The organism is Sphingobium sp. AP49 (assembly GCF_000281715.2).
In the GTDB taxonomy this organism is placed as follows: domain Bacteria; phylum Pseudomonadota; class Alphaproteobacteria; order Sphingomonadales; family Sphingomonadaceae; genus Sphingobium.
On record NZ_CP124576.1, the window covers coordinates 2,914,996 to 2,937,701 of the forward strand.

19 protein-coding genes are annotated in these 22,706 nt (G+C 65.0%); 8 read left to right on the forward strand and 11 right to left on the reverse strand.

Annotated elements, in window-relative coordinates:
- The first annotated feature begins 31 nt into the window (after positions 1-31).
- Positions 32-733: a tetratricopeptide repeat protein gene (locus PMI04_RS13865; protein ID WP_007706171.1), complete on the forward strand. Its 702-nt coding sequence runs from the start codon at positions 32-34 to the stop codon at positions 731-733.
- Positions 734-805: 72 nt separating this feature from the next.
- On the opposite strand, the gene PMI04_RS13870 is transcribed toward PMI04_RS13865, so the two are convergent.
- On the reverse strand, positions 806-2,065 hold the full coding sequence (locus PMI04_RS13870) for an MFS transporter (RefSeq protein ID WP_157178077.1): 1,260 nt from the start codon (positions 2,063-2,065) through the stop codon (positions 806-808).
- A 103-nt stretch (positions 2,066-2,168) separates the two neighbouring features.
- Between PMI04_RS13870 and PMI04_RS13875 the strand changes: the two genes are divergently transcribed.
- From PMI04_RS13875 to PMI04_RS13900, 6 genes are all read left to right on the forward strand, one after another.
- Positions 2,169-3,365, forward strand: coding sequence for a helix-turn-helix domain-containing protein (locus tag PMI04_RS13875; RefSeq protein WP_007706165.1), 1,197 nt, complete (start codon positions 2,169-2,171; stop codon positions 3,363-3,365).
- A gap of 102 nt (positions 3,366-3,467) precedes the next feature.
- The gene (locus PMI04_RS13880; RefSeq protein WP_007706158.1) at positions 3,468-5,753 is read left to right on the forward strand and encodes a TonB-dependent receptor; all 2,286 of its coding nucleotides are present in this window, start codon (positions 3,468-3,470) and stop codon (positions 5,751-5,753) included.
- 33 nt (positions 5,754-5,786) lie between these two features.
- Positions 5,787-7,004: a Ca2+-dependent phosphoinositide-specific phospholipase C gene (locus PMI04_RS13885; protein ID WP_007706155.1), complete on the forward strand. Its 1,218-nt coding sequence runs from the start codon at positions 5,787-5,789 to the stop codon at positions 7,002-7,004.
- Positions 7,001-8,317, forward strand: a complete 1,317-nt coding sequence (locus PMI04_RS13890; RefSeq protein ID WP_007706152.1) for a family 1 glycosylhydrolase — start codon at positions 7,001-7,003, stop codon at positions 8,315-8,317. Before PMI04_RS13885 ends, PMI04_RS13890 begins: the two co-directional genes overlap by 4 nt.
- A gap of 255 nt (positions 8,318-8,572) precedes the next feature.
- Positions 8,573-10,717: a TonB-dependent receptor gene (locus PMI04_RS13895; RefSeq protein ID WP_037485528.1), complete on the forward strand. Its 2,145-nt coding sequence runs from the start codon at positions 8,573-8,575 to the stop codon at positions 10,715-10,717.
- A gap of 114 nt (positions 10,718-10,831) precedes the next feature.
- Complete coding sequence (locus PMI04_RS13900; protein ID WP_007706145.1) at positions 10,832-12,169, forward strand: LLM class flavin-dependent oxidoreductase; 1,338 nt, start codon at positions 10,832-10,834, stop codon at positions 12,167-12,169.
- Between the two features lie 59 nt (positions 12,170-12,228).
- On the opposite strand, the gene PMI04_RS13905 is transcribed toward PMI04_RS13900, so the two are convergent.
- The 8 genes from PMI04_RS13905 to PMI04_RS13940 all read right to left on the reverse strand — a co-directional run bounded on the left by PMI04_RS13905 (position 12,229) and on the right by PMI04_RS13940 (position 19,333).
- Positions 12,229-12,879 carry a peroxiredoxin-like family protein gene (locus PMI04_RS13905; RefSeq protein WP_007706142.1) on the reverse strand — a complete coding sequence of 217 codons (651 nt, stop codon included), beginning with the start codon at positions 12,877-12,879 and terminating at the stop codon, positions 12,229-12,231.
- Positions 12,880-12,974: 95 nt separating this feature from the next.
- Positions 12,975-13,766, reverse strand: coding sequence for a class II aldolase/adducin family protein (locus PMI04_RS13910; protein ID WP_007706139.1), 792 nt, complete (start codon positions 13,764-13,766; stop codon positions 12,975-12,977).
- A gap of 17 nt (positions 13,767-13,783) precedes the next feature.
- Positions 13,784-14,737, reverse strand: a complete 954-nt coding sequence (locus tag PMI04_RS13915) for an ABC transporter substrate-binding protein (protein WP_007706136.1) — start codon at positions 14,735-14,737, stop codon at positions 13,784-13,786.
- Positions 14,738-14,740: 3 nt separating this feature from the next.
- Entirely contained in the window at positions 14,741-15,829 is a 1,089-nt protein-coding gene (locus tag PMI04_RS13920) for an LLM class flavin-dependent oxidoreductase (RefSeq protein WP_007706132.1), read from the reverse strand.
- A gap of 21 nt (positions 15,830-15,850) precedes the next feature.
- Positions 15,851-17,113, reverse strand: a complete 1,263-nt coding sequence (locus tag PMI04_RS13925) for a rhodanese-like domain-containing protein (protein WP_007706128.1) — start codon at positions 17,111-17,113, stop codon at positions 15,851-15,853.
- A complete protein-coding gene (locus PMI04_RS13930; protein ID WP_007706125.1) occupies positions 17,110-17,724 on the reverse strand; it encodes a cysteine dioxygenase in 615 nt (204 codons plus the stop codon). Before PMI04_RS13930 ends, PMI04_RS13925 begins: the two co-directional genes overlap by 4 nt.
- The gene (locus PMI04_RS13935) at positions 17,721-18,512 is read right to left on the reverse strand and encodes an ABC transporter ATP-binding protein (RefSeq protein WP_007706122.1); all 792 of its coding nucleotides are present in this window, start codon (positions 18,510-18,512) and stop codon (positions 17,721-17,723) included. Before PMI04_RS13935 ends, PMI04_RS13930 begins: the two co-directional genes overlap by 4 nt.
- Positions 18,513-18,514: 2 nt before the next feature.
- A complete protein-coding gene (locus PMI04_RS13940; RefSeq protein ID WP_007706119.1) occupies positions 18,515-19,333 on the reverse strand; it encodes an ABC transporter permease in 819 nt (272 codons plus the stop codon).
- A 266-nt stretch (positions 19,334-19,599) separates the two neighbouring features.
- On the opposite strand from PMI04_RS13940, the gene PMI04_RS13945 reads away from it, so the two are divergent.
- Complete coding sequence (locus PMI04_RS13945; RefSeq protein ID WP_007706116.1) at positions 19,600-20,436, forward strand: LysR substrate-binding domain-containing protein; 837 nt, start codon at positions 19,600-19,602, stop codon at positions 20,434-20,436.
- A gap of 143 nt (positions 20,437-20,579) precedes the next feature.
- Here PMI04_RS13945 and PMI04_RS13950 read toward each other — a convergent pair whose 3' ends face one another.
- Together PMI04_RS13950 and PMI04_RS13955 are read right to left on the reverse strand one after the other, a co-directional pair.
- Positions 20,580-21,524 carry an NAD(P)-dependent oxidoreductase gene (locus PMI04_RS13950; protein ID WP_007706105.1) on the reverse strand — a complete coding sequence of 315 codons (945 nt, stop codon included), beginning with the start codon at positions 21,522-21,524 and terminating at the stop codon, positions 20,580-20,582.
- Positions 21,525-21,528: 4 nt separating this feature from the next.
- Entirely contained in the window at positions 21,529-22,704 is a 1,176-nt protein-coding gene (locus PMI04_RS13955) for an acyl-CoA dehydrogenase family protein (RefSeq protein ID WP_007706101.1), read from the reverse strand.
- Positions 22,705-22,706 lie beyond the last annotated feature (2 nt).

Below are 22,706 nucleotides of genomic sequence, written 5' to 3' on the forward strand. Positions count from 1 at the left end.
GCGGGCCATTGCATGGATGGAATTTGTACCGATGCCGTCGACCTTGACGACCATGACGGAAAGCGAACGAGCAGCAGCCCTGGCGGGGCCGCCCGAAGAGGTCGCAAGACTGCTGCTGGAAGCCGCCGAAGCAGGGCATGGTGAGGCACAACTGCTGGTTGGCCAGCTCTGCCTGGACGGCAAGGGCCTGGCGCAAGATCCCGTGGCCGCCCTGCGCTGGTTCGGCCGCGCAGCGCAGGGCGGCAATGCGATGGCGATGAACATGGTCGGTCGTTGTTGCGACCATGGATGGGGCACCGCCATCGACAAGGGACTGGCCGCGCAGTGGTATGAGGCTGCGGCCAGTCATGAACTCGATTGGGGCCTCTACAACCTCGCCACGCTCCACGCCCTGGGCGAAGGTGTGCCGCAGAACCGTGCCACTGCCCTGACATTGTTCCAACGTGCGGCAGCGATGGGCCATGCCAAGTCGATCAACATGATCGGTGGCTTCTACGAAGATGGCTGGATCGTGCCCCATGATATGGACCAGGCCGCGGATCATTATCGCCGCGCGGCCGAAGGCGGCGATTTTCGTGGCCAATTCAATCATGCGCGGATGCTGATTGCACAGGGCGATCAGGACGGCGCCCGCTTGTGGCTGGACCGGATGGCGCAAACCGCGACCCCGGCCTTCCTCGCCAAGGCGCAGCAATGGATCGACACGACATTGGGTGACGGCAATAGCGATTAAAATCGCATATATTGCGCTAGGCTAAGGCCAGGAAGCAGATGCAGATACCAGTGCATTGGCCTCGCATTGCGGTCAGTTGGCGGAAACCAATATGGGTGTCCGACGCGACCAAAAGCCCCATCGCCAGCCGGGCCATCCCAGAAAGGCGGTCATGACGCACAGGCCCGCAACCAGGATGACCATGGGCCAGAGCGATTGCGTGGTTAGCCCATGATCTTGCAGGCCGACCCACGCAGCCGTCAGGAAGCCGGAGAAACCAAGCCCGATCTTGGATATGGCGGTGAACAGGCCATAGCTGGCGGAGAGGTTGGCCACATTGCCCGCGACCCGCGACAAGAGTTCGGAAAATGCCGACCAGGCAAGCAACGCAACGCCGCCAAAGGACGCCCCGAGCAGGCACAGCACCGCTACGCTCCACACCGGTCCCAATGATATCGCCGCTGGCAGCAGCAGGATGGCGCCGGCACATGCCAAATAAGCGAGGCAGAGTGCGATGGCGGAACCAAGGCGCGTTGCTATTGGCGCCCAAAGCCAGGTTCCCAGCAGGCGGACCACGCTGAGCAAGAGCAGCGCATGTTCCAATACCCAGGGGGGCAGTGCGTCGATATGCAGCATCGATTTGCCGATCGACGCCAGCGCGGCGAACCCCATCATCTGGATCAGGCAGAACATCACCAGCGGGCGCGGAGGGATACCTGCCGAACGGCGAACGGCGTCCTGTTCACCGATGCCTGCGTCCCCCTCCATCGCCCCGATCAGCCAGGGCAAGGGCGACAACAGGATCAATGCGACCAGCGCCAGCGCCGGAAAGACGAATATCGCCCGGCTGGTGGCGGCATCCACCCCCACCAACATCGCCGCCGCCGCCGCAATCAGGATGCTCATCATGGCGCTGAGGATCGAGCGCCAGCGCGCCAATGCGAGATGTCCATGCTCTTTGGCGAGCAACGCCGTCGTCGCATTATGGGGCACGTCGAACAGCGCGAAGCTGGTGCGGAACAGGATGAGCGCCACAGCCGCCGCCACGCCCGAACCGACCGGCAAGCTGGGCAATAGCGCAAATGACAGGCAGGCGACGATCACGCAGGCGGCGCACAAAGCCGGCAATATCGGGCGGATCATTGCGGATCGGCCGAGCATATAACCCCATGCCCCGTCCATCGCGGCATTCCAGAAGGACGACAGGACGAACAGCGCCCCTGCCGCGATCGGCGATACGCCAACAACCTTGATCAGGATATACAGGCTGAGCCCGTCGACACCGGACCACAGCAGGTTCTTGCCGCTATGCGCCATGCAGAAGGCGATGAAGAGGAGGCGATTGCGAACCACAGCGCGCCGATAGACGGATTGCGTGACAGGGAGACGACAGACCATCCGCCACATCGGTGCGAGCATGCTGGACTGTTCGGCACGCCACGATATGGATGGCGATATGAGCCCCCCTGTTGACCGCAACGCCATCCGCAATGCCCCAGCCAATGTCGCCATCGTCGATGCTGCGCGCATCGTCATCGCCGAACGCGGCCTTGCCGGGATGAGTCTGCGCACCGTCGCCGACCAGGCCGAGATGTCGGTAGGCTCGATCAGCTACCGGATCGGTGATCGGGCCGCGCTGGTTGCGGCGGTGATCGATCGCGAGTTGGCGTTGGCGGACGCCGCGGCGCAGGCATTCCTGGCCCGGCTGGACGGCATCGAACCGGTCACGGCCGGCCTGCTGCCCGATCTGGTCGGCGCCTGGCTGGACCTGACGGCGGGCGAGCAGCGCATATCCGCCATCGTCACCTGCGAACTGGCGCTGTTCGCCAGCCGAATGCCCGACGCCGTCCCGGACGTGCCCCGGTTGCTCGACCGGTCGGCGGCCCTGTGGCGGTCGATGTTGCAGGCGGTGCCGGACGGCGACCGGCTGGCCGACACGATCCACGCCTATTGCCTTGACGAGCGGCCCTTCTCGATCGCACTCGGCGACATGGCCGACTACCGGCTGCTGCGCCAGTCGACCATCCGGGCGCTGCTGCGCGATCCGACCGAAGCGCCCGCACCAGCGGCAAGCCAATGGCATATGGCGCTGGTCGATCGCCTGGCGGGACCATCGGCCGATGCGCTGGACGCCGCCGACATCATACCGCAAGGCGCGAAGGCCGTGCTGGCCGACCATATCGCCGACCTGATCGTCGCGGACGGCGTCGGCGCGCTGTCGCATCGTGCGGTTGCCCAGGCGTCCGGCATGGCGGCGTCCAGTGTCGCCCATCATTTCCCGACCCATCGCGACATCGTCTTTGGCGGGGTCGAGGCCATCTATCGCCGGATGCGGGCGGATATCCGTGCGTCCAACGGCACCGCGCCGGGCAGCGGGACGATCATTCAGTTGACCCATGAGAGCGCCCTGCTCGCCAATCGCAATCCCGCCTTCCTTCCCTTCGCCATCGACATGCGGCGGCGGCGGGCGGAAAATGTCCATGGGCAGGTGGCGCAGTGGATCGGCGTGCCGGTCGATGACGATCGCGCGCGGGTGCAGGCGATCGTCATGGCGCTGATCGGCCATAGCCTTGAAATCCTTGCGCGCGGTGCACTAGCCGAGCCGCTCCCGGACATGTCACGGCATTTTTCTAGAACCGAACAATCGTATTAAAATCATAATTTTTTAGACTTATTAGCCGAACAATCGTATTAAAACCGTAAAAATATACCTCTAGTGCGCCGCCCAACGGTTCGATGGGACGGAGCAAGAATCATGTTCGGGTACAAGACTAAGCGCAGCCTCTTGCGGCTTTCGACGATGCTGGTCGGCGGCACCCTGCCGCTCGGCGCCGGCATCGCCCATGCGCAGGCGCCTGCCGCGTCGGGCGAGGCGTTGCCGGAAATCGTGGTGACGGCCGAGCGCCGCAGCGAGAGCAGCCAGAAGGTGCCGCTGGCGATCCAGTCGATCAGCGGCGATACGCTGGCCAAGACCGGTTACACCTCTGTCACCGACCTTCAATATACCATGCCGGGCCTGCAGTATGACCCGACCCAGGGCGCGGCCTTCCAGATCCGCGGCGTCGGCAGCACCTCCTTCGACTTTTCCAATGCCAAGTCGGTCAGCGTCGTCGTCGATGATGTGGTGATGGACGGCCAGCGCGCCAACGGCCTGACCGGGCTGGTCGATATCGAGCGCGTCGACGTGCTGATGGGGCCGCAGGGCACATTGTTCGGCAAGAATGCGACGTCGGGCGTCATCGCCGTCACCACCGGCAAGCCGAAGATCGGCGACCTGTCAGTCCGCGCCAGCGCCAGCCTGGGCGAGCATGACGAGCGCATCCTGAACGGCACCGTCAACATTCCGCTCGGGCCGATCGCGGCGCTGCGCGTCTCCGGCTTCGACCAGGCGTTCGACGGCTTCGGTCGTAATGTGACGCTCAACCGGCTGGTCGGATCGCAGCATGAATATGGCGGCCGCGCCAAGCTCTATCTGGAGCCGTCGGACAGCTTCAACCTGATGCTGTCGGGCGATTATGCCTATCATTGGGACAGCAGCGTGCGCACGCCGGTGTCGGGCCAGCCGGCCAATGTCACCGCGATCCTCAATTCGCTGGGCGTCTATCCCGGCCCGGAAAGCGCCGACACGGCCGACTCCTCCTTCGGCGAGATCACGACGGAGGAATGGGGCACGTCGCTGCGCGTCAATGCCAAGCTGGGCGATCTCGATCTGACATCGATCAGCGCCTATCGCCGCACCCGCTATGACAATGCGACCCCGGCCAACCTGACGCCGACCGACCAATATGCCTATATCCCGTTCAACAATGGCTATCTCGATACCGAGAAGGTCAGCCAGGAAATCCATCTCGCCTCGCCCACCGGCGGCTTTGTCGAATGGCTGGTCGGCGGTTTCTACAATGACCTGAAAGCGCGCCAGACGCAGCTGCAATGGGGCACGCTGGGTGCGCCGCTCTATGACGCCAATGGCGTGCCGCGGCCGACCCTCTATGCGCTGACCGGCGCGATCGGGGTCGATGCCAATGCCTCACTGTTCAACGCCGAAAATGAAACGGTGGCGGCATTCGGCCAGTTGAAGTTCAATTTTACCCCGCGCCTCAGCCTGACGCTGGGCGGCCGCTATACCCATGACAACAACTCGCAGAGCCTGGACTTCGTCACTGTCGATCCACTGCCGATCGCCGGCTATGTCCCGACCTTCGTCGGGTCAAGTGCAGCCCCGGCGATCGATTTTGGGCGGGTGAAGGGCGACAATTTCTCCTACCGCATCGCCCCGCAATATCAGCTCAGCGACAATGTCATGCTCTATGCGAGCTATTCGACCGGCTACAAGCCGGCCGGCATCGCCTTTGTCGGCAACAAATATGCGCCCTACAGGGACGAGACGGTCAAGGCTTGGGAAGCGGGCATCAAATCGGAATGGTTCGGCCGCCGCCTGCGCCTGAACCTCGACATCTTCCGGTCCGACTTCAAGGATTTCCAGGCGACGATCCTGACCAAGATCCCGGACGGTGCCGGCGGCCTGCTCGACGCGACGGTGATCGGCAATGCCGGCGGCCTGCGCACCCAGGGCGTGGAAGGCAATGTCGCGGTCCAGCCGGTGAAGGGTCTGACCCTGTCGGGCGCGCTGACCTATACCGACGCCAAGTTTACCGACTATGTCTATAATACCACCACCGACTATACCGGGTCGCGCCTCACCAACTCGCCCGAATGGGCCGGCACGGCGGCGATCGACTATGAAACCGAATTCGGGTCGGGCTTTGGCGTGCGCGCCCATGCGGACTATGCCTATCGCAGCGAATATTGGACCGTGGTCGGCCAGCCCGCCTATTCCAACGTGCCCGGCTATGGCCTGGTCAATGGTCGCCTGACCTTCAGCCTGCCCAGCAAGACGGTCGAATTCGGCGTCTATGCCCGCAACCTGTTCGACAAATATTTCTCGACCGGCTGGCAGAATTACGGGGCGCTCGGCCTGCTCCACTACACCTCGCCCAATGCGCGGCGCACGGTTGGCGGTTTCGTCAACGTCAGTTTCTGATCTCCCACAGAGCCTTCGGGGAAGCACAACATCATGAACAAGACGATTGCTGGCGGCATCGCCGCCGCCGCGCTCATCGCGAGCGCGGCCTGGGGAAAAGAAGCGATGGACAGCGCAGCGCCGGACGATGCGCTGACCATCAACCAGATCCAGGTGGTGGGCACGCATAACAGCTATGCCATGCCCGCCGACCCACGCGTCATGGCGCTGATGGCACCGCGCCTGTCCGCGCTGATGGAGAAAATGGGTCTGGGGATGACAGCGGCGCAGCGCGCGGCGATGGAAGATGAGCACCCCGGCGGCCTGACCGACATGGCCAAGACGCTGGATTATGTGCAGATGCCGTTGCAGGCGCAGTTGCGCAGCGGCGTGCGCAGCATCGAGCTGGACCTGCAGCCCGACCCCAAGGGCGGCGCCTATGCCGATCCCCTGCCCTATCGCCAGTTGCGCGAACAGGGCGCGACCAATCTGGCGCCCATCTATGCCGAGGAACTGCGCAAGCCGGGCATCAAGGTCTTCCATGTCGCCGACCTCGATTTCCGCAGCCAGTGCCCCAGCTTCCGCTCCTGCCTGACGCTGCTGAAACAATGGTCGGACAGCGAGCCGGACCATAGCCCGGTCTTCATCCTGCTGGAGCCCAAGCTGTCCGGGCTGGATCGCGCCATCCCCGGCGCGGCGACCGTTCCGCCCTTCGATCAGGCGGCGTTCGACGAGGTGGACGAGAGCATCCGCACGATCCTGGGCCGGGACAAAGTGTTCGCGCCCGACGATCTGCGCGGGTCCATGCCGACGCTGGAGGCTGCGGCGCTTGCCCAGCGCTGGCCCAGCGTGAAGGCCGCGCGCGGCAAGTTCATCTTCCTGTTCCTGGTGCCGGGCATGAACCTGCCGGCCTTTGCCCCCTATCTGGACGGGCGTCCGTCCTTGCAGGGGCGCATGGCCTTTGTTCAGGGCAAGCCCGGCATGGCGCACACCGCCTTCATGCTGTTCGACAATGCGCTGAGCCACGGCGCGGAAATCAAGGATGCGGTGAAGAAGGGCTATCTGGTCCGCGCTCGCGCCGACATCGACACCGTCGATGCCCGCAACGACGACGTCCGTCGCCGCGATGCCGCGCTGGCGAGCGGGGCGCAGATCATCTCCACCGATTATCTGAGCGCGCCCAATGTCTATGCCAATGGCTATCATCTGGCGCCCTTCGCCCAGGGCTGGCGTTGCAACAGCGTCGTCGCCAAATGCGGTGCCGGCAAATGACGAAGGCCGACCTGTCCCGCCGCGCGATGCTGGGCATCTGCGCGGCGGGGGTGGCGGCCCCGGCCCTCGCCGCGCCCAACAAGGGAAAGCGCGATTTTCCCGAGGGCTTTTTGTGGGGATCGGCGACCGCCGCGCATCAGGTGGAGGGCAATAATGTCGCGTCCGACATGTGGCTGCTGGAACATGTGAAGCCGACCCTGTTCGCCGAACCATCGGGCGACGCCTGCGACAGCCTGCATCGCTGGGCGCAGGATCTGGACCTGGTGAAGGCGCTGGGCCTCAACGCCTATCGCTTCGGCATCGAATGGGCGCGGATCGAGCCGGAGCCGGGCCTGTTCTCGATCGCCATGCTGGATCATTATAGCGCAATGATTGACGGCTGCCTGGAACGGGGGCTGGCACCGATCGTCACCTTCAGCCATTTCAGCGTGCCGCGCTGGTTTGCGGGACAGGGCCATTTCCAGTCGGCCGACGGCGCCGACCTGTTCGCCCGTTTCTGCGACCGGGTGATGCGCCATCTGGGCGATCGCATCGCCTATGCCGTGACGCTTAACGAACCCAATGTCTCCGCGCTGCTGCGCTTCGTCGCGCTGCCGCCCGCTTTCATGGGAGGCGTCAAGGCCATGATGGGCGCGGCGGCCAGGGCGTCGGGCATGCCCGGCTTTGCCAGCGCGCTGTTCAGCGAACAGGATGTCACGCCAGCCATGGTCGCCGCGCATATCAAGGCCTATCGGGCGATCAAGGCGCTACGGCCCCGCCTACCGGTCGGCGTCGGCCTGGCAGTCGAGGACGACCAGCTTGTCGGCGAAGATGACAGCTATCGCGCGGCCAAGCGCCAGGCGGTCTATGCCCCCTGGTTCGACGTGACCCGTAGCCATGGCGATTTCATCGGCGTCCAGAATTATACCCGCCGCCGCTATGACGGCCATGGCCTCATCCCGCCACCCGCAGGCGCGGCCATCGCGAGCGATGGACGCGAAATCTATCCAGAGTCGCTCGGCAACAGTGTCCGCTACGCCCATCAGGGTTCGGGCAAGCCAGTGCTGATTACCGAAAGCGGGATCGCGGCCAGCGACGACAGGCTGCGACAGGCCTATATCCCGCAATCGCTGCAAGGGCTGAAGGCGGTGATGGACGAAGGCGTGCCGGTGCTAGGATACACCCACTGGTCGCTGATCGACAATTTTGAATGGGTGTCCGGCTATGGTCCGCAATTCGGACTGGCATCGGTCGATCGCAAGAGCTTTGCCCGCAAGCCCAAGCCCAGCGCAGGTCTCTATGCCCGAATAGCGCGATCCGGCATCCTTCCATGATCGTCCCAATGTCGAAACCGCAGGGACGGGCACAGGCAGGCGATAGCGCCAGCTAGCGCTTCGGCGCATGCGCTGATGATCCGATCACATGCGGCTGAAGGGGGTACCGTTCGGACACCCGCATCGTCCCTATATGAGTTTCGGCCCGATCGCTTTGGCCGAACTCGTTTGCCTCAATTGTCTACTTCTTTAGTTGGCAATCCACCGCTGGATCGCATCGTTGCGCTCCGGCGGACCAGAGACAAGCGGGGACCAATGAACAACAGGAAATTGCTCGCCACCGGATGTGCGGCCATGGCGATCGCCAGCGCGCCGGTGAGCCATGCCCAGGCCCCGGCGGCCGTCGATGCAGCCGATGCCGGCGGTGAGATCATCGTCACGGCCGAGCGGCGCGCAACCGATCTGCAGAAGACGGCGATCGCCATCTCTGCCTTTACGCCGGAAACGCTGGAGCAACGCAACATCACCAATGTGCGCGATCTCGCCGGACAGGTGCCCAACCTGTTCGTGGCGCGAACATCGATCAGCCACACCACCCAGACCTTCTCCCTGCGCGGCGTGGGCGAATCCGATCCGATCCAGGAGCCGGTCCTCGCCATCTATGTCGACGACGTCTATATTCCGCGCCAGATCGCGTCGATGAGCGAATTTGTCGATCTGGAGCGGATCGAGCTGCTGCGCGGGCCGCAGGGCACCCTGTACGGGCGCAATTCGTCGGCCGGTGCGCTGCGTATCATCACCCGCACGCCCGACGAAACCACCCATGTCACCGCCGAACTGGGCTATGGCAGCTATAATGACGTTCAGGGCCGGGCGCTGGTCAGCGGCAAGATCGCCAATGACCTCTCTGGCAGCATCGCCTGGATCCACCGCACCCGCGACGGCGTTACCTATGATCCGACCTTGGGCCATGACGTCAACCGGATCGACCTGGATGCCTGGCGCGGCAAGCTCCATTATACCGGCATCGCCAATCTCGATGCGCTGCTGACCGTCAATTATATGCGCGATCGCAGCGATACCCGTTCTTATATCCCGGTTCGCCAGCCCGGCAGCTTCAGCCGCCGCCGATCCTATTCGGAGGTCGAGCCGGACCAGCATCTCAACAGCGGCAGCGGTTCATTGCGGCTGGTCTATGACCTGTCGCCCAGCCTGTCGATCAAGTCGATCAGCGCCTATACCGGCTTCAACCTCGACCCCGTCAATTACGAGAATGACGGCGAAGCGGCGATGATCCAGAAGAATTTGATCCATTATAACGACAAGGCCTTCAGCCAGGAGGTGCAGCTGAACGGCGAGTTTGGCGACTTGAGCTTCACCAGCGGCCTGTTCTACCTGCATGAGCGCTTCTTCGTGGAGCGCGACGGCTTCAGCCGCACCGGGCCATTGCCGACCTCTCCGGTCAACCGGCTGCGCGCGCACAACATCACCTATACCGACGCCTATGCGATCTTTGGCGAGGGCACCTGGAAGGCGAATGACATATTCAGCCTGACTGCCGGCATTCGTGGCACGATCGAGAAGAAGCGCTTCGTGTTCGACAACAAGGTGATCGACGACAACCGCAATGTCGTGTCGCAATCGATCCAGGGCGAATCCGAAAAGACCTGGAAAGCGCTGACGCCGAAATTGTCGGTGCAGGCGCAGTGGACGCCCAACCTGCTCAATTACCTCACCTATTCGCGCGGCTTCAAATCGGGCGGGTTCGACAATCGTGCCACCCGGCTGGACCTGGCCACCTTGCCCTTCGACCCGGAAAAGGTTTCCACCTATGAAGGCGGCTTGAAGGCCACCCTGTTCGGGGGCGCGCTGCGCAGCAATCTCGCCATCTTCTACAATGATTACAAGGATCTCCAGGTTTCCTTCTACGATCCGGTCTATGTCGGTTCACGCCGTGGCAATGCCGGCAAGGCGCATAGCTGGGGCGTGGAGCTGGAAAATGACCTGCGCCTGTCGGAGCGTTTCTCGATCCAGGCGTCGGGTGGTTATCTCAAGGCCATTTATGACGATTATAAGGGGGCGGGCGGCATCGGTGTGAATGCCGATGGCAATCCCCTGCTCAACGCGCCCAAATGGTCCTTCTCGGGCGGCGCCAATTACGAGTTGCCGCTGGGCGCCAGCGGCAGCAAGCTGCGCCTGTCGGCCAATGCCCAGTATCAGAGCAGTTTCTACCAGAATGCCCTCGCCCGACCGCAGGACGAGGTGCCGGGCCAGACCTTCGTCAACGGCTCCGTCACCTGGATATTGCCGGACGACCGCTTCCAGTTCGCGATCCAGGGTAAGAATATCCTGGGCGCCGACAAGCCGGTCAGTTCGACCTATATTCCGTCGACTGCGGTCTATTACAAAAATTATGCCGACCCGGCGACCGTGCTGCTGAGCGCCCGCTTCTCCTACTGACGCCTTCCCTATTGGCCCATTTCATATGCGCTTGATGAGTCCGCGTTGGTCGCGCGACCCCACCGGGCGTAGATGGAATGGGCTCACCCTCCCCTCCAGCAGAAGGACAAGGCCATGGCCCGTTCTCCGCATATCAAGCTCGGCTTCATCCTGCATGGCGTCGGCCGCACCTGGCATGACTGGCGCCATCCCGACCGCGACGTCAATGCCAGCACCAGCCTTGCCCGCTATCAGGAACAGGCGGCGACCGCCGAGCGCGGCAAGTTCGACTTCCTGTTCGTCGCCGACAGCCTGTCGATCACCGAACGATCCAGCCCCCATTATCTCAACCGGTTCGAGCCGATCACCATCCTGTCCGCACTGGCGGCGACCACCAGCCGGATCGGCCTGGTCGGCACGCTGACGGTCAGCTATTCCGAACCCTTCAACGTGGCGCGGCAATTCGCCTCGCTCGATCATTTGAGCGGCGGGCGCGCCGGCTGGAATGTCGTCACATCCTGGCTGGGCGACACCGCCGCCAATTTCAGCAAGAGCGAACATCCCGCCCATGCCGTGCGCTATCGCATCGCCGCCGAATATCTGGATGTCGTCCAGGGGCTGTGGGATAGCTGGGAAGACGGCGCCCATGTCGCCGACAAGGAAAGCGGCCAGTTCGTCGATCCCGACCGGCTGCATCCGCTCGACCACAAGGGCGAGTTCTTCCAAGTGCGCGGTCCGCTCAACATCAAGCGCACGCCCCAGGGCCAGCCGGTGATCTTCCAGGCCGGTGCATCGGACGACGGCCGCAACTTCGCCGCGCGCCGGGCCGAGGTCATCTTCACCCATGCCGAGACGATCGAGGCCGGCCAGGCCTATTATGCCGATGTGAAGGCGCGGGCGAAGGGCTTTGGCCGCGATGCCGACCAGTTGTTCATCCTGCCGGGCATCGCCGCGATCGTCGGTGACAGCGACGAGGAAGCCGAAGCGCGCTACCGCGAACTCGCTGCGCTGGAATCGATCGATACCGGGCTTGGCTTCCTGTCGCGTACCTTCAACGATCATGATTTCCGCCAATATGATCTGGACGCCCCCTTCCCCGATGTCGCGCATCTGGGCCTCAACAGCCAGCAGAGCGGGACGTTGCGCATCCTGGCCGAAGTCGAGGCAGAGAATCTGACCCTGCGCCAGGTGGCGGAACGGCTGGCGACGCCGCGCGGCGCCTTCGTGGGATCGGCCGAGACGGTCGCCAACCAGGTGCAGCACTGGTTCGAAAGTGGCGCGGCCGACGGCTTCGTCCTGTTCGAGCCGCTGCCGGGACAATTGGCCCTGTTCGTCGACAAGGTGATCCCGATCCTGCAGCAGCGCGGCCTATTTCGCACCGATTATGACGGCACGACCTTCCGCGAGCATCTGGGCCTGTCGGTGCCGGACAATCGCTACAGCGTTGCGCGCGAGGCCAAGTCGGCCGCCTGATCCACTCGAACAAAAAAAAGCGCCCGGCACATCGATTGCCGGGCGCCTTTTTGTTGCGTTCAGCGCAACCAGGCGAGGATATCGTCCGCCTCCGGCCGGTCGAGCCAGTCGGGGCTGACATGCAAGCGCTGCACCACCCGACCCGGCCCCAGCAGCAGCACGGCGGGCTGCGGCAATTCCCAGCTGCCCGTACCGGTCACCTCGCCGATCCAGCCAGCCGGCGGCGGCGACGGACGGTCATCCGGGACGAAGGCGATCCCCAGCAAGCGGGCGAGTTGATTGTCACGATCGGTCGCGACGGCGAAGGGCAGATCGTGGCGGCGCTTGATCTCCACCAGCCGATCGGATTGCTGCGGGCTGAGTGCAACCAGCGGGACGCCGCGCGCACGCAGCACCGGCCAGAGCGTTTCGGCATAATAAGGCAAGGCGATATTGCAGGCCGGGCAACCGGCGAAGCGGAAGAAGATCAGCAACGCCGGTCCCTGCGCCGTCAGCGCGTCGAGCGTCAGTTCGCCATCCTCGACATCATCGAACCCCAGGTCGGGCAGGACATCGCCGGGCTGGGCTGTTGTCGCTGCATCGAAGCGGGCCACCAACTGCTGCCGTTGCGCCGCGTTGCGCGCCAGTTGGGCGGGTGGCCAGTCCCGTTCCCGTTCCACCTGCAGCGCGGCGTAACGCGCCCTCAAATTGTCGCCGACGATCGTCGCCATCTGCCTGTCTCCTTTGCTGGAGATAGGAAAATGGCGCCGCGTGTGACGCGACGCCAATGAGACTTGGCGGAAAGCCGCCGATTAATGCTTATAGATCAGACGTCATAGCCCGCCGCCTGGCGCGATGCCTTGCGCAGCGCCGCTTCCCAGACCAGATCATAATGGGTGCGCCGCCCCTCGACCGGCTGGCGTTCGCGCGACATCTGGCGCTTCACTTCCTCCTGCGCCTCCTCCGGCGCGATCAGCACATTGTCGCGCCCGACGCTGAGCGAACGCACCTGTGCGGTGCAGGCGGATTCGAGCTGATAGATGCCACTCCACGCTTCACCCGGAGAAGCGCCCAGCGCCAGCGTGCCATGGTTGCGCAGCAGCATGACCTTGGTATCGCCAAGGTCCGCCACCAGCCGCTCGCGCTCGTCCAGGTTGAGCGCCACGCCTTCATAATCATGATAGGACAGGCGCGGGATCAGGGCGAGTGCGCGCTGGTTCAAGGGCAGCAGCCCTTCGGCATGGGCAGACACCGCCATGCCGTCGGCGCTGTGGAAATGGGCGATATAATGGGCGTCGTCGCGCGCGCCATGGATCGCCGAATGGATCACATAGCCGGCATAGTTGATGCCATAGTCGCTCTCCCCGATGACATTGCCGTCAAGGTCGACCTTGACCAGGCTGGACGCCGTGATCTCGTCGAACATCAGGCCGAACGGGTTGATCAGGAAATGATGGTCCGGCCCCGGCACGCGGGCGGAGATATGGGTGTAGATGAAATCGTCCCAGCCATAGAGCGCCGAGAGGCGATAAAAGGCGGCGAGATCGACACGCACCTTCCATTCGGCTTCGCTGATGCCGGTGCGGGAAAAACGATCATCCTTGAGGATGGTGGCCATGGGAAAAGCTCCTTGCGTCAGGATCCGAAACTGGTGTCGAAGGCCTGCGCCACGTCCCGCTTGGGATCGATCAGGCCGGCGCGGCGATAGCGGTCGACGATCGCCTGTTCATGGGCGATCACCCTGGCATCGACGGGCTGCGAAATGCGGTTGCTGCGCGCGAAACTGGCGCGGGCGATGTCCAGCGGCAGGCCGGTTTCCCTGGCCAACACGGCGGCAAACTTGTCGGGATGGGCGCGTGCCCAGGCGACCGCCTTCGCCTCGCGCTGAAGGAAGTCGGCGAGCAGCGCGCGCTTGGGCGCGATCGAGGCATCATGGGCGATGTCGATATAGAGCGGCAGGCCATAATCCTTGGCATCGGCAACCGCCCGCGCCCCTTCTTTGACCGCGACATTGGTATAGGGGGTCCAGGTCGACCAGGCGTCGATCGATCCGCTGTCGAACGCCGCCTTGGCATCGCCCGGCGGCAGGAAAGTGACCTTGACCCTGTCAGCCGGGATATGCGCCCGCTCCAGCGCCTGGAGCAGCAGATGATGGCCGATCGATCCGCGCGTGGTGGCCACGGTCTTGCCAACCAGATCCTGGGCCGATCGGATCGATGATCCGTTCTTCACCAGGATCGCCAGCGCCTCAGGCGCCTGGTTGGCTGGCGCCTGCACCGCGATCGCCTTGACCGGACTGCCGCTCTGATAGGCGAAGATGAACGGCGCGTCGGCAGCGAGGCCAAGGTCCGCCGCGCCGCCGCCGACCGCTTCCAGCAGCGGCTGGGCGGCTGGAAATTCGGACCATTCCACCCGATAGGGCGCGCCGTCGAGCGCGCCGGAGGCTAGCATCATCGCCTTCACCTGCCCCTTCTGGTTGGCGACGCGCAGTATCTTGTCATCACTGCGCTTAAAGGTCGCGGCGGCAAGGCCGAGCCCGGCCACCGCGACGAGGGCCGCCGACAGGATGGCGACTTTTTTCTTCGACATGGATCAGCCCGCGAGCGCGACGTCGACCTTCTCCCGCTCGGCCACCTTGCGGCGGACGACCGGCAGCAGTTCGCGGCCATAGAGGATGGAATCGCCCAGCGGATCGAAGCCGCGGATCAGGAAATGGTCGATGCCGATATCATAATAATCGAGCATCGCGTTGGCGACCTGCTCGGGCGTGCCGACCAGACCGGTGGAATTGCCGGCCGCGCCGGTGAGCGCGGCGACGCCGGTCCACAGGCGCTTGTCCTGCCGGTTGGCCCTGGCCGCTTCCAGCAGGCGCAGCGATCCGACATTGGGCGGGCGATGGCCGGTCAGCGGCAGGCCGGCGGCGACGCGATTGGCGCGCACCTGCTCCTCGATCTCCGCCGCGCGCTTCCAGGCCGCTTCCTCGGTATCGGCGATCACCGGGCGCAGCGACAGCGAGAAGCCGGGATTGCGGCCGTGGCGGGCGGCGGCGCGGCGCACCTGACGCACCGTGTCCTGCACCGCTTCGAGCGTTTCGCCCCAGAGCGCATAGACATCGGCATGACGCCCGGCGACCTCGATCGCCTCGGCCGAGGAACCGCCGAAGAAGACGGGCAGATTGTCCGGCTTGATCGCGCTGAAGGCCTGACGAATATCGTAGAAGTCGCCGCGATGGTCGAAAGGCTGGGCCGCCGTCCATTCCTGGCGCAGGATGGTCAGATATTCGTCGGTGCGCTGGTAGCGCTGGGCCTTGACCGTACCGGTGTCGCCATCGCGCGCCATTTCCTCGTCGGCGCCGCCAGTGATGATATGGACCGCGACCCGGCCGCCCGACAGCTGATCGAGCGTCGCAAGCTGACGCGCCGCCACGGTCGGCTGGGTAAAACCGGGGCGATGGGCGACGAGGAAGCCGAGCTTGCTCGTCAGCGCAGCGGCATGGGCGGCGACGATCTGGCTTTCCGGGCTGTTGGAGCCGAAGGGGATGAGGACGCGGTCGAAGCCGCCCTCCTCCTGCGCCTTCGCCGCCGCCTCGACATAATCCTTGTCGAGTACCCGACTGCGGACTGCCGCCTGGGCTTCCGAGCCATTGTTGAAGCCGATATAGCCGATGAACTTGACGCTCATGGGGTCATTCCTTTCCGCTGATCAGATGACGAAGAAGCCGTGGGTGCCATCCTTTTCGAGCTGGGCGACAAGGCCATATTCCCAGTCGAGATAGGCCTGCATCTTCTCGGCCTTGTTGTCGGTGCCCTCATAGGGGCGCTTGTAGCGGCCCTCGGGTCCACGTGGGGCCGGCGCGCCGTCGCTGCCGCGTTCCAGCACCACCGCCGACCAGTCGACCGACAGGACATAGACTTCCCAGCCGAGCTGGGCGAGCCAGGAGGCGCTCATGTCGGCACGCGGACCAAGATCGTCGGTGACGACGATGCGGGCGCCGCGCACCGGGGCATTATGGTCGGTTTCCTGCACCAGCTGGCCGCCCTGCGCATTGCGGAAACCGGGCAGATGCCCCGCCTCATATTCCCGCGGCTGGCGCACATCATAGAGATAGAGGGTGCGGTCGGCGTCGGCCTTCAGATGTTCCAGATCGTCCCAGCCGATCCATTTGACCCCGGCGCGATAGGCGACATCGCGGGCATGGGCGCGGGCCGCCTCGATCGCCTTGCCATCGACTTCGGGAGCCGCGCGTACCTGGCCGGTCTCCAGACCCTGCCCGGCCAGCGTCCAGCCGATCGTGCCGTTGCGCAGCGCAAAGACCTTGTTGGGCAGGCCGGCGTTGACCAGCGACTGGGTGCCGATGATCGACCGGGTACGGCCGGCGCAATTGACGATGATGGTCGTGTCGGGATCGGGCGCGATCGTGCCGGCGCGCAGCACCAGTTCGGCGCCGGGCACGCTGGTCCCGGTCGGGATGCTCATCGTGTGATATTCGTCGTAGCGGCGGGCGTCGAGGATCGCGATGTCGGCCTTCTCGTCGATCAGCGCCTGCACAGCTTCGGCCGCGAGGCTGGGGGTATGGCGGCGATGCTCGACCAGTTCGCCAAAGGCCTTGGAGTAACTGTTCACATCCTCGAACAATTCATAGCCGGCGTCGCGCCAGGCGCTGAGACCGCCTTCCAGTTCGCGAACGTCGGTATAGCCAAGACCCTGCAACCGCACGGCGGCGCGGCGCGCCAGCCCCTCGCCCGCATCATAGACGATGATCGGCGTGTCGAGCCGGGGGATACGCCAGCGCGCTTCCTCATCGATGCGGCGCAGCGGGATCTGGGCAGCGAAGAGCGGATGGCCCTGCGCAAAATCATGTTCCTCGCGCACGTCGATCAGAGCAATCTCGTCACGGGCGATCAGGGCGGTGCGGATATCGGCCGGGGTCGCGACCTCAGTACGGTCCAATATGTCGGTGGTCATGCGTTTCTCGATCTGTCCCAGAGGTTGGGGATGACGCGGTTGGCGTATCCGGAAATGAAGCTTTTGGGCGTGCCGTCGGGGGCGAAGGTCGCGCGCTCGACCGCGCCGATATTGGCGCCATAGACATGGATGCTGACCGACGGCGCATCGGCCCGGCCGTTGGAGACCCGGTGGATGTCGCCGATCCGGGGCGAGACGGCATCAACCTCGCCCTCACGCAACAGGTCGGCGCCCTGGGCGACCAGCCCGCCGCCGGGCAGGCGATGGAAACGCTCGACCTGCTCGCTGCCGCGCAGCACGCCGACCAGCCCCCAGACGCCATGGTCGTGGATCGGGGTCGACTGGCCCGGCCCCCAGACGAAGCTGACGATGCTGAACCGCTCGCGGCTGTCGCAATGGAGCAGATATTGCTGGTAGCGATCGGGATCGGGCCGGGCATATTCGGGCGGCAGCCAGTCGTCGCGGGCGATCAGCCGGGCGAGCAGGGTGCGGCCGCTTTCCAGCAGCGCCTGTTCGTCGCGGGTGCAGGCGATGAGGTCGGCCAAGGCCGTGACGAAGCCGCGCAGCCGGCTGGTATCGACCGGCCGGTCGATCGTGGTGACGGCGTTCATTCCGCTGCTTCCGCCTGCCGGGGGAAAGGCACGACACCCTCGCCATGATGGTCCCCGCCCAGATGGGAAAGGAGTTGTTCGCGCAGTCGGCCGGCAAGGCCCGCGCGCTCGCCGCGCGCGGCGTGAATGCGCTCCTCCGCGACGATCCGCCCCTTGTCGAGCACCAGCACTCGATCGGCCAGCGCGATCGCCTCCTCCACATCATGGGTGACGAGCAGCACTGCGGGACGATGGGTCCGCCACAGCGAGAGGACAAGGTCGTGCATGCGATAACGGGTCAGCGCGTCGAGCGCGGCAAAGGGCTCGTCGAGCAGCAGCAATTGGGGTTCGCGCACCAGTGCGCGGGCGAGCGCGGCGCGCTGCGCCTCTCCACCGGACAGGGTGAGCGGCCAGGCGTCGAGCCGATGGCCAAGGCCGACTTCCTTCAGCGCGGCTTCGGCTCGATCGCGAATGGCACCGCCTTTCAGGCCGAGCGCGACATTCTTCCAGACCGGTTTCCATGGCAGCAACCGGGCATCCTGAAACACGACGGCACGGCTGTCAGGGACTTCGACATCCTGCACGCCGGCATCGTCCAGCCCGGCGAGCGTGCGCAGCAAGGTGGTCTTGCCCGATCCCGACCGGCCCAGCAGGGCGATGAACTCGCCCGGCGCGATCTCCAGGTCCAGCCCGTCGATGATGCGGTTGGCGCCGAAGCTGCGGGTGAAGCGCTGCAGGCGGACGACCGGTTCGGGATGCGGCTGGTGGGCCGCGCTGTCGATGCTGGAAAAGCCGAGGCGCGCGTCCATGATCAATTCTCCACTATGCTGGGGCGCCAGACGAGGGCGCGGGCTTCGAGGGACCGGACCAGCCAATCGGCACCAAGGCCGAGAATGGCGTAGACCATGAGGCAGACGACGATGATGTCGGTGCGCATGAAGTCGCGGGCATTGTTGATGAGATAGCCAAGCCCCGCCGAGGCGTTGATCTGTTCCGCCACCACCAGCACCAGGATCGAAATGGAGAGCGCATAGCGCAGCCCGACCAGCAGCGAGGGCAAGGCGGCGGGCAGCACGACGTGCCAGACCTGTTCCCAGCGGCTGAGGCCGAAGCTCTTGGCGGCATCGAGCAGGCGCGGATCGACGCCGCGAATGCCGGCATAGAGGTTGAGATAGACCGGGAAGATGGTGCCGAAGGCGATCAGCGCGATCTTGGGCGTCTCACCAATGCCGAACCAGACGATGAACAGCGGCGTCAGCGCCAGCGCCGGAATGGTCCGCTTGATCTGCATCAGCGGGTCGATCGCCAGTTCCGCGCCGCGCGACAGGCCCGCCGCCAGCCCCAGCGCCAGCCCCAGGCCGACGCCGATCAGCAGGCCGACCGCGACGCGCGCAAAGGAGACGAGCAGGTTGGAGGGCAGTTCACCGCTCAGCACCATCTGGATCAGGGTGCCGATTACGGCGGAGGGCGCGGCCAGCGTCCGTTCCGGAATGAGGCCGGTGCGCGACCCCAGTTCCCACAGCAAAAGTAACAGCAAAGGTGACAACCAACGGCCGCCGAAGCGGGCGAGGGAAAAGCGGCGTCTGGCGCGCTGCGGCGGCGGTTCGCCCCTTATTGCCAATGCGGTCATGTCCATCCGTCATGCTGGTGAAGTCGCCTTCATCCAACATCAATTCTCTACTCATTCAATTGAGTTTTATCCTGCGGGCCTATGAGGGAAAATCATAGGTCATCATTCACCCCTATTTCCGGGCATTTCGGCGCGCGATGGGCGGGATAGCTTTTCCTGCCCCCGGGCAAACTCTACTATTTTGATTGATATATTGCGATGGATCATAAGCGCAGGCCCGTGCCCGGCATCGGATCGGCCCCCTTTCACCATCAAAAGGATATGCCGTGCCGGTCAATCTGCCGACCAATCTCCTGCGCAGCTTCGTCGCGATCGTCGACACCGGGTCGATGCTCAATGCGTCGGAACAGGTGTTCGTCACCCAGTCCGCCCTCAGCCTGCAGATCAAGCGGCTGGAGGAACTGGTGCAGCAGTCGCTGTTCCTGCGCGAAGGCCGCCGCCTCCACCTGACTGCGGCCGGCGAGGTGCTGCTCGACTATGCACGCCGGGTGCTGAGCCTGCATGACGAGGCGGTGGCGGCGGTCAGCGCCGGACGCTTTGCCGGCCCGGCGCGGATCGGCATGGTGCAGGATTTTGCCGACAGTCTGCTCTCGGGCCTGCTCTCCCGCTTTGCCGAACTGCACCCGGACGCGCAAATCTATGCGCGGGTCGCGGGCACGGCCGAGTTGCAGGCGCTGCTCGACCGCCGCGAACTGGATATCTTGCTGGGCTTTGCCGCGCCCAATGACGGCAGCGCGGTCACGGTCGCGCCGATGAGTTGGTATGGCACGGCCGAACTGGTCGAGCGCGACACCATCCCGCTGGCAGTGCTGGAGGAGCCCTGTCGTTTCCGCGAGGCGGCGATCCGGGCGCTGGAGGATAATGGCCTGCAATGGCGGATCGCGGTCGAGACGCCCAACCTCGCCACGCTGCGCGCGGCAGTGGCTGCGGGCCTGGGCATCACCGCACGCACCCATTTGTTCCAGGACGATATGACAGTGCTGGAGCATGAGCGCCTGCCCACCCTGCCCCGCGTCGCCGCGATCCTGCGCACCAGCGACAAGCTGGATCGCGCCGCGCATCGGCTGGCGGAACTGGCGCGCGAGACGGTGACCGGGCTTTAGATCGGAATGATTTAGACTGATCCACTGCGTCATTGCGAGCGCAGCGAAGCAATCCAACATCGCTCGGATGGATTGCTTCACTTCGTTCGCAATGACGATTCAAGGGCAAGTGACCGGGCTTTAGCGCCCGGTCATCCCCATCATCAATAACCGCGCGCCGGATCGACGATGTCGGACGGCGCCTCGCCCCGGACGAAGCGGGTCAGGTCGTCCTGGATCTTTTCCAGCAGGCGATGGCGCACCAGTTGGTAATTGCTGGAAATATGCGGGGTCAGCCGTACCCTGGGATGGGTGTAGAGGACATGACCTTCCGGCAGCGGTTCGGGATCGGTGACGTCCAGCGTCGCAAAGCCCAGCCGGCCATCATCCAGCGCCCGCACAAGGGCCGCCTGATCGACCACCGATCCGCGCGCGACATTGATAAGGTGTGCGCCCGGCCGCACCCGCGCCAGCAGCGCGTCATCGACCAGATGGCGGGTCTGGGCAGTGGCCGGCACGGCGAGCAATATATGATCCGCCTCCTCCACCAAAGTGCCGACATCGCCGACCAGTTGCACGCCCGGCACGCTGGGCTGCGCGCCGGATCGCCGCACGCCGATCACCTGCGCGCCGAGCGCCAGGCCGCGCCGTGCCACCGCCGCGCCGATCGCGCCCATGCCGATGATGCCGATGGTCGTGCCCGATACCCGGCCCAGTTGCGCCGGCCCCCATTGTGCCCGTGAACGGACGGTGACGGCATCCAGATTCTTGGCATGGGCATAGATGGCGGCGATCGCATAATCGGCAATCTCCTCCGACGCGACGCCGCGGCCACAGGTCACCAGCGGCGCGTCGAGCAGCCAGTCGGGATAGAAATCGACCCCGACCGAGGCGCTGTAGACCCATTTGAGGCGCCCCGGCCAGGGTGCAGGGCGGCTGACATCGGTCGCACGCCAGGCGGGCGACGGGCGGATCAGCAGGATGTCGGCCTCGTCGGCGGCGCTCCAGGGCGTATCCTCGGCGACGTCGATCAGCACGGGAGCGGACGGGTGGCGGGAGAGGCTCCGGTTGAAATCCGGCTCCATCTGGCTGGCAATGATCAGGGACATGGACTCAATTCCCCAGCGCCGCGCGACCGGCGGCAATCAGGATGGTGTCGGTCTGCGGCGAATGGATACGGCTGCACAGCACGTCGCGATAATGGCGCTCCAGCGGATTATGGCGGCTGATTCCGGGATTGCCGGTCAGTTCCAGCCCGATCTCGACCGCGCGGATGGCGTTCGCGGTGGCGACATATTTGATCGCATTGGCCTCCACCGCCGACGGCGGATCGCCCGCGTCGATCCGCGCGGCGGCGTCGCGCACCAGCGTGCGGTTGACCTGCAACAGCGCCTCGATCTCGCCGAACTTCTCCTGCACGCGCGGCAGGGTGGCGAGCGACGCGCCGAGGTTGCTCGGTACCCGGTCGTTGAGATAGGCGCGCAGCCAGTCGCGCGCGGCCCGCGCCACCCCGTCATAGATGACCGAGATGGAGAGCGCATTCCACAGCGTCTGGACCGGATCGGGCGCGCCCCATTCCTCCGGCCGGCGAATGTCGACCGCATGGTCGGCCGGCGTCGGCGTATCGGTGAAATGGACGGCATGGCTGACCGTCGCTCGCATGCCCAGATGATCCCAGGCCGGCTCGATCTCCACCCCCGAACTCCCGGCCCGGACCAGGAAATTGCCGACGCGCGGGATATCCTCGTCGGTCTTCGCCCAGACCGAATACCAGTCCAGCCCGGTCGATCCGGTCGAATAGATTTTGGTGCCGCTGATCGCCCAGCCATGGGCGGTGCGCCGTGCGATCGTGGCGGGCAGGCCACCGCGCACCGGGGTGCCCAGTTCGGGTTCGACGCGCAGCCCGCCGATCAGGCCCCGGCCCGCCACCGCGTCGCGCGCCAATTGCGCGTAGATGTCCGCCGGCCAGCCGCGCGCCCGGTTGGGCGTGGCATGATAATGATAGGTCATGAACAGGATCAGCGCGGTCGAGGGGTCGCCCTTCGCCACCGCCGCCAGCACCCGCAGCGCTTCAGAGACCGATGCGCCCCGCCCGCCGAGCGCGCGCGGCACGGTCAGCGCGATCAGCCCTTGCTGCGCCAATATGTCGAAATTGGCGCGGGGGAATTCAGCACTACGGTCATATTGCTCCGCATTGGCGGCCAGCAGCCGGGTCAGCCGGTCGAGCTGGTCGGCGGGCACCGGCCCTTCGGGCGGCAGCGGCTGCACGGAAATTGCCTGGGTCGCCATGC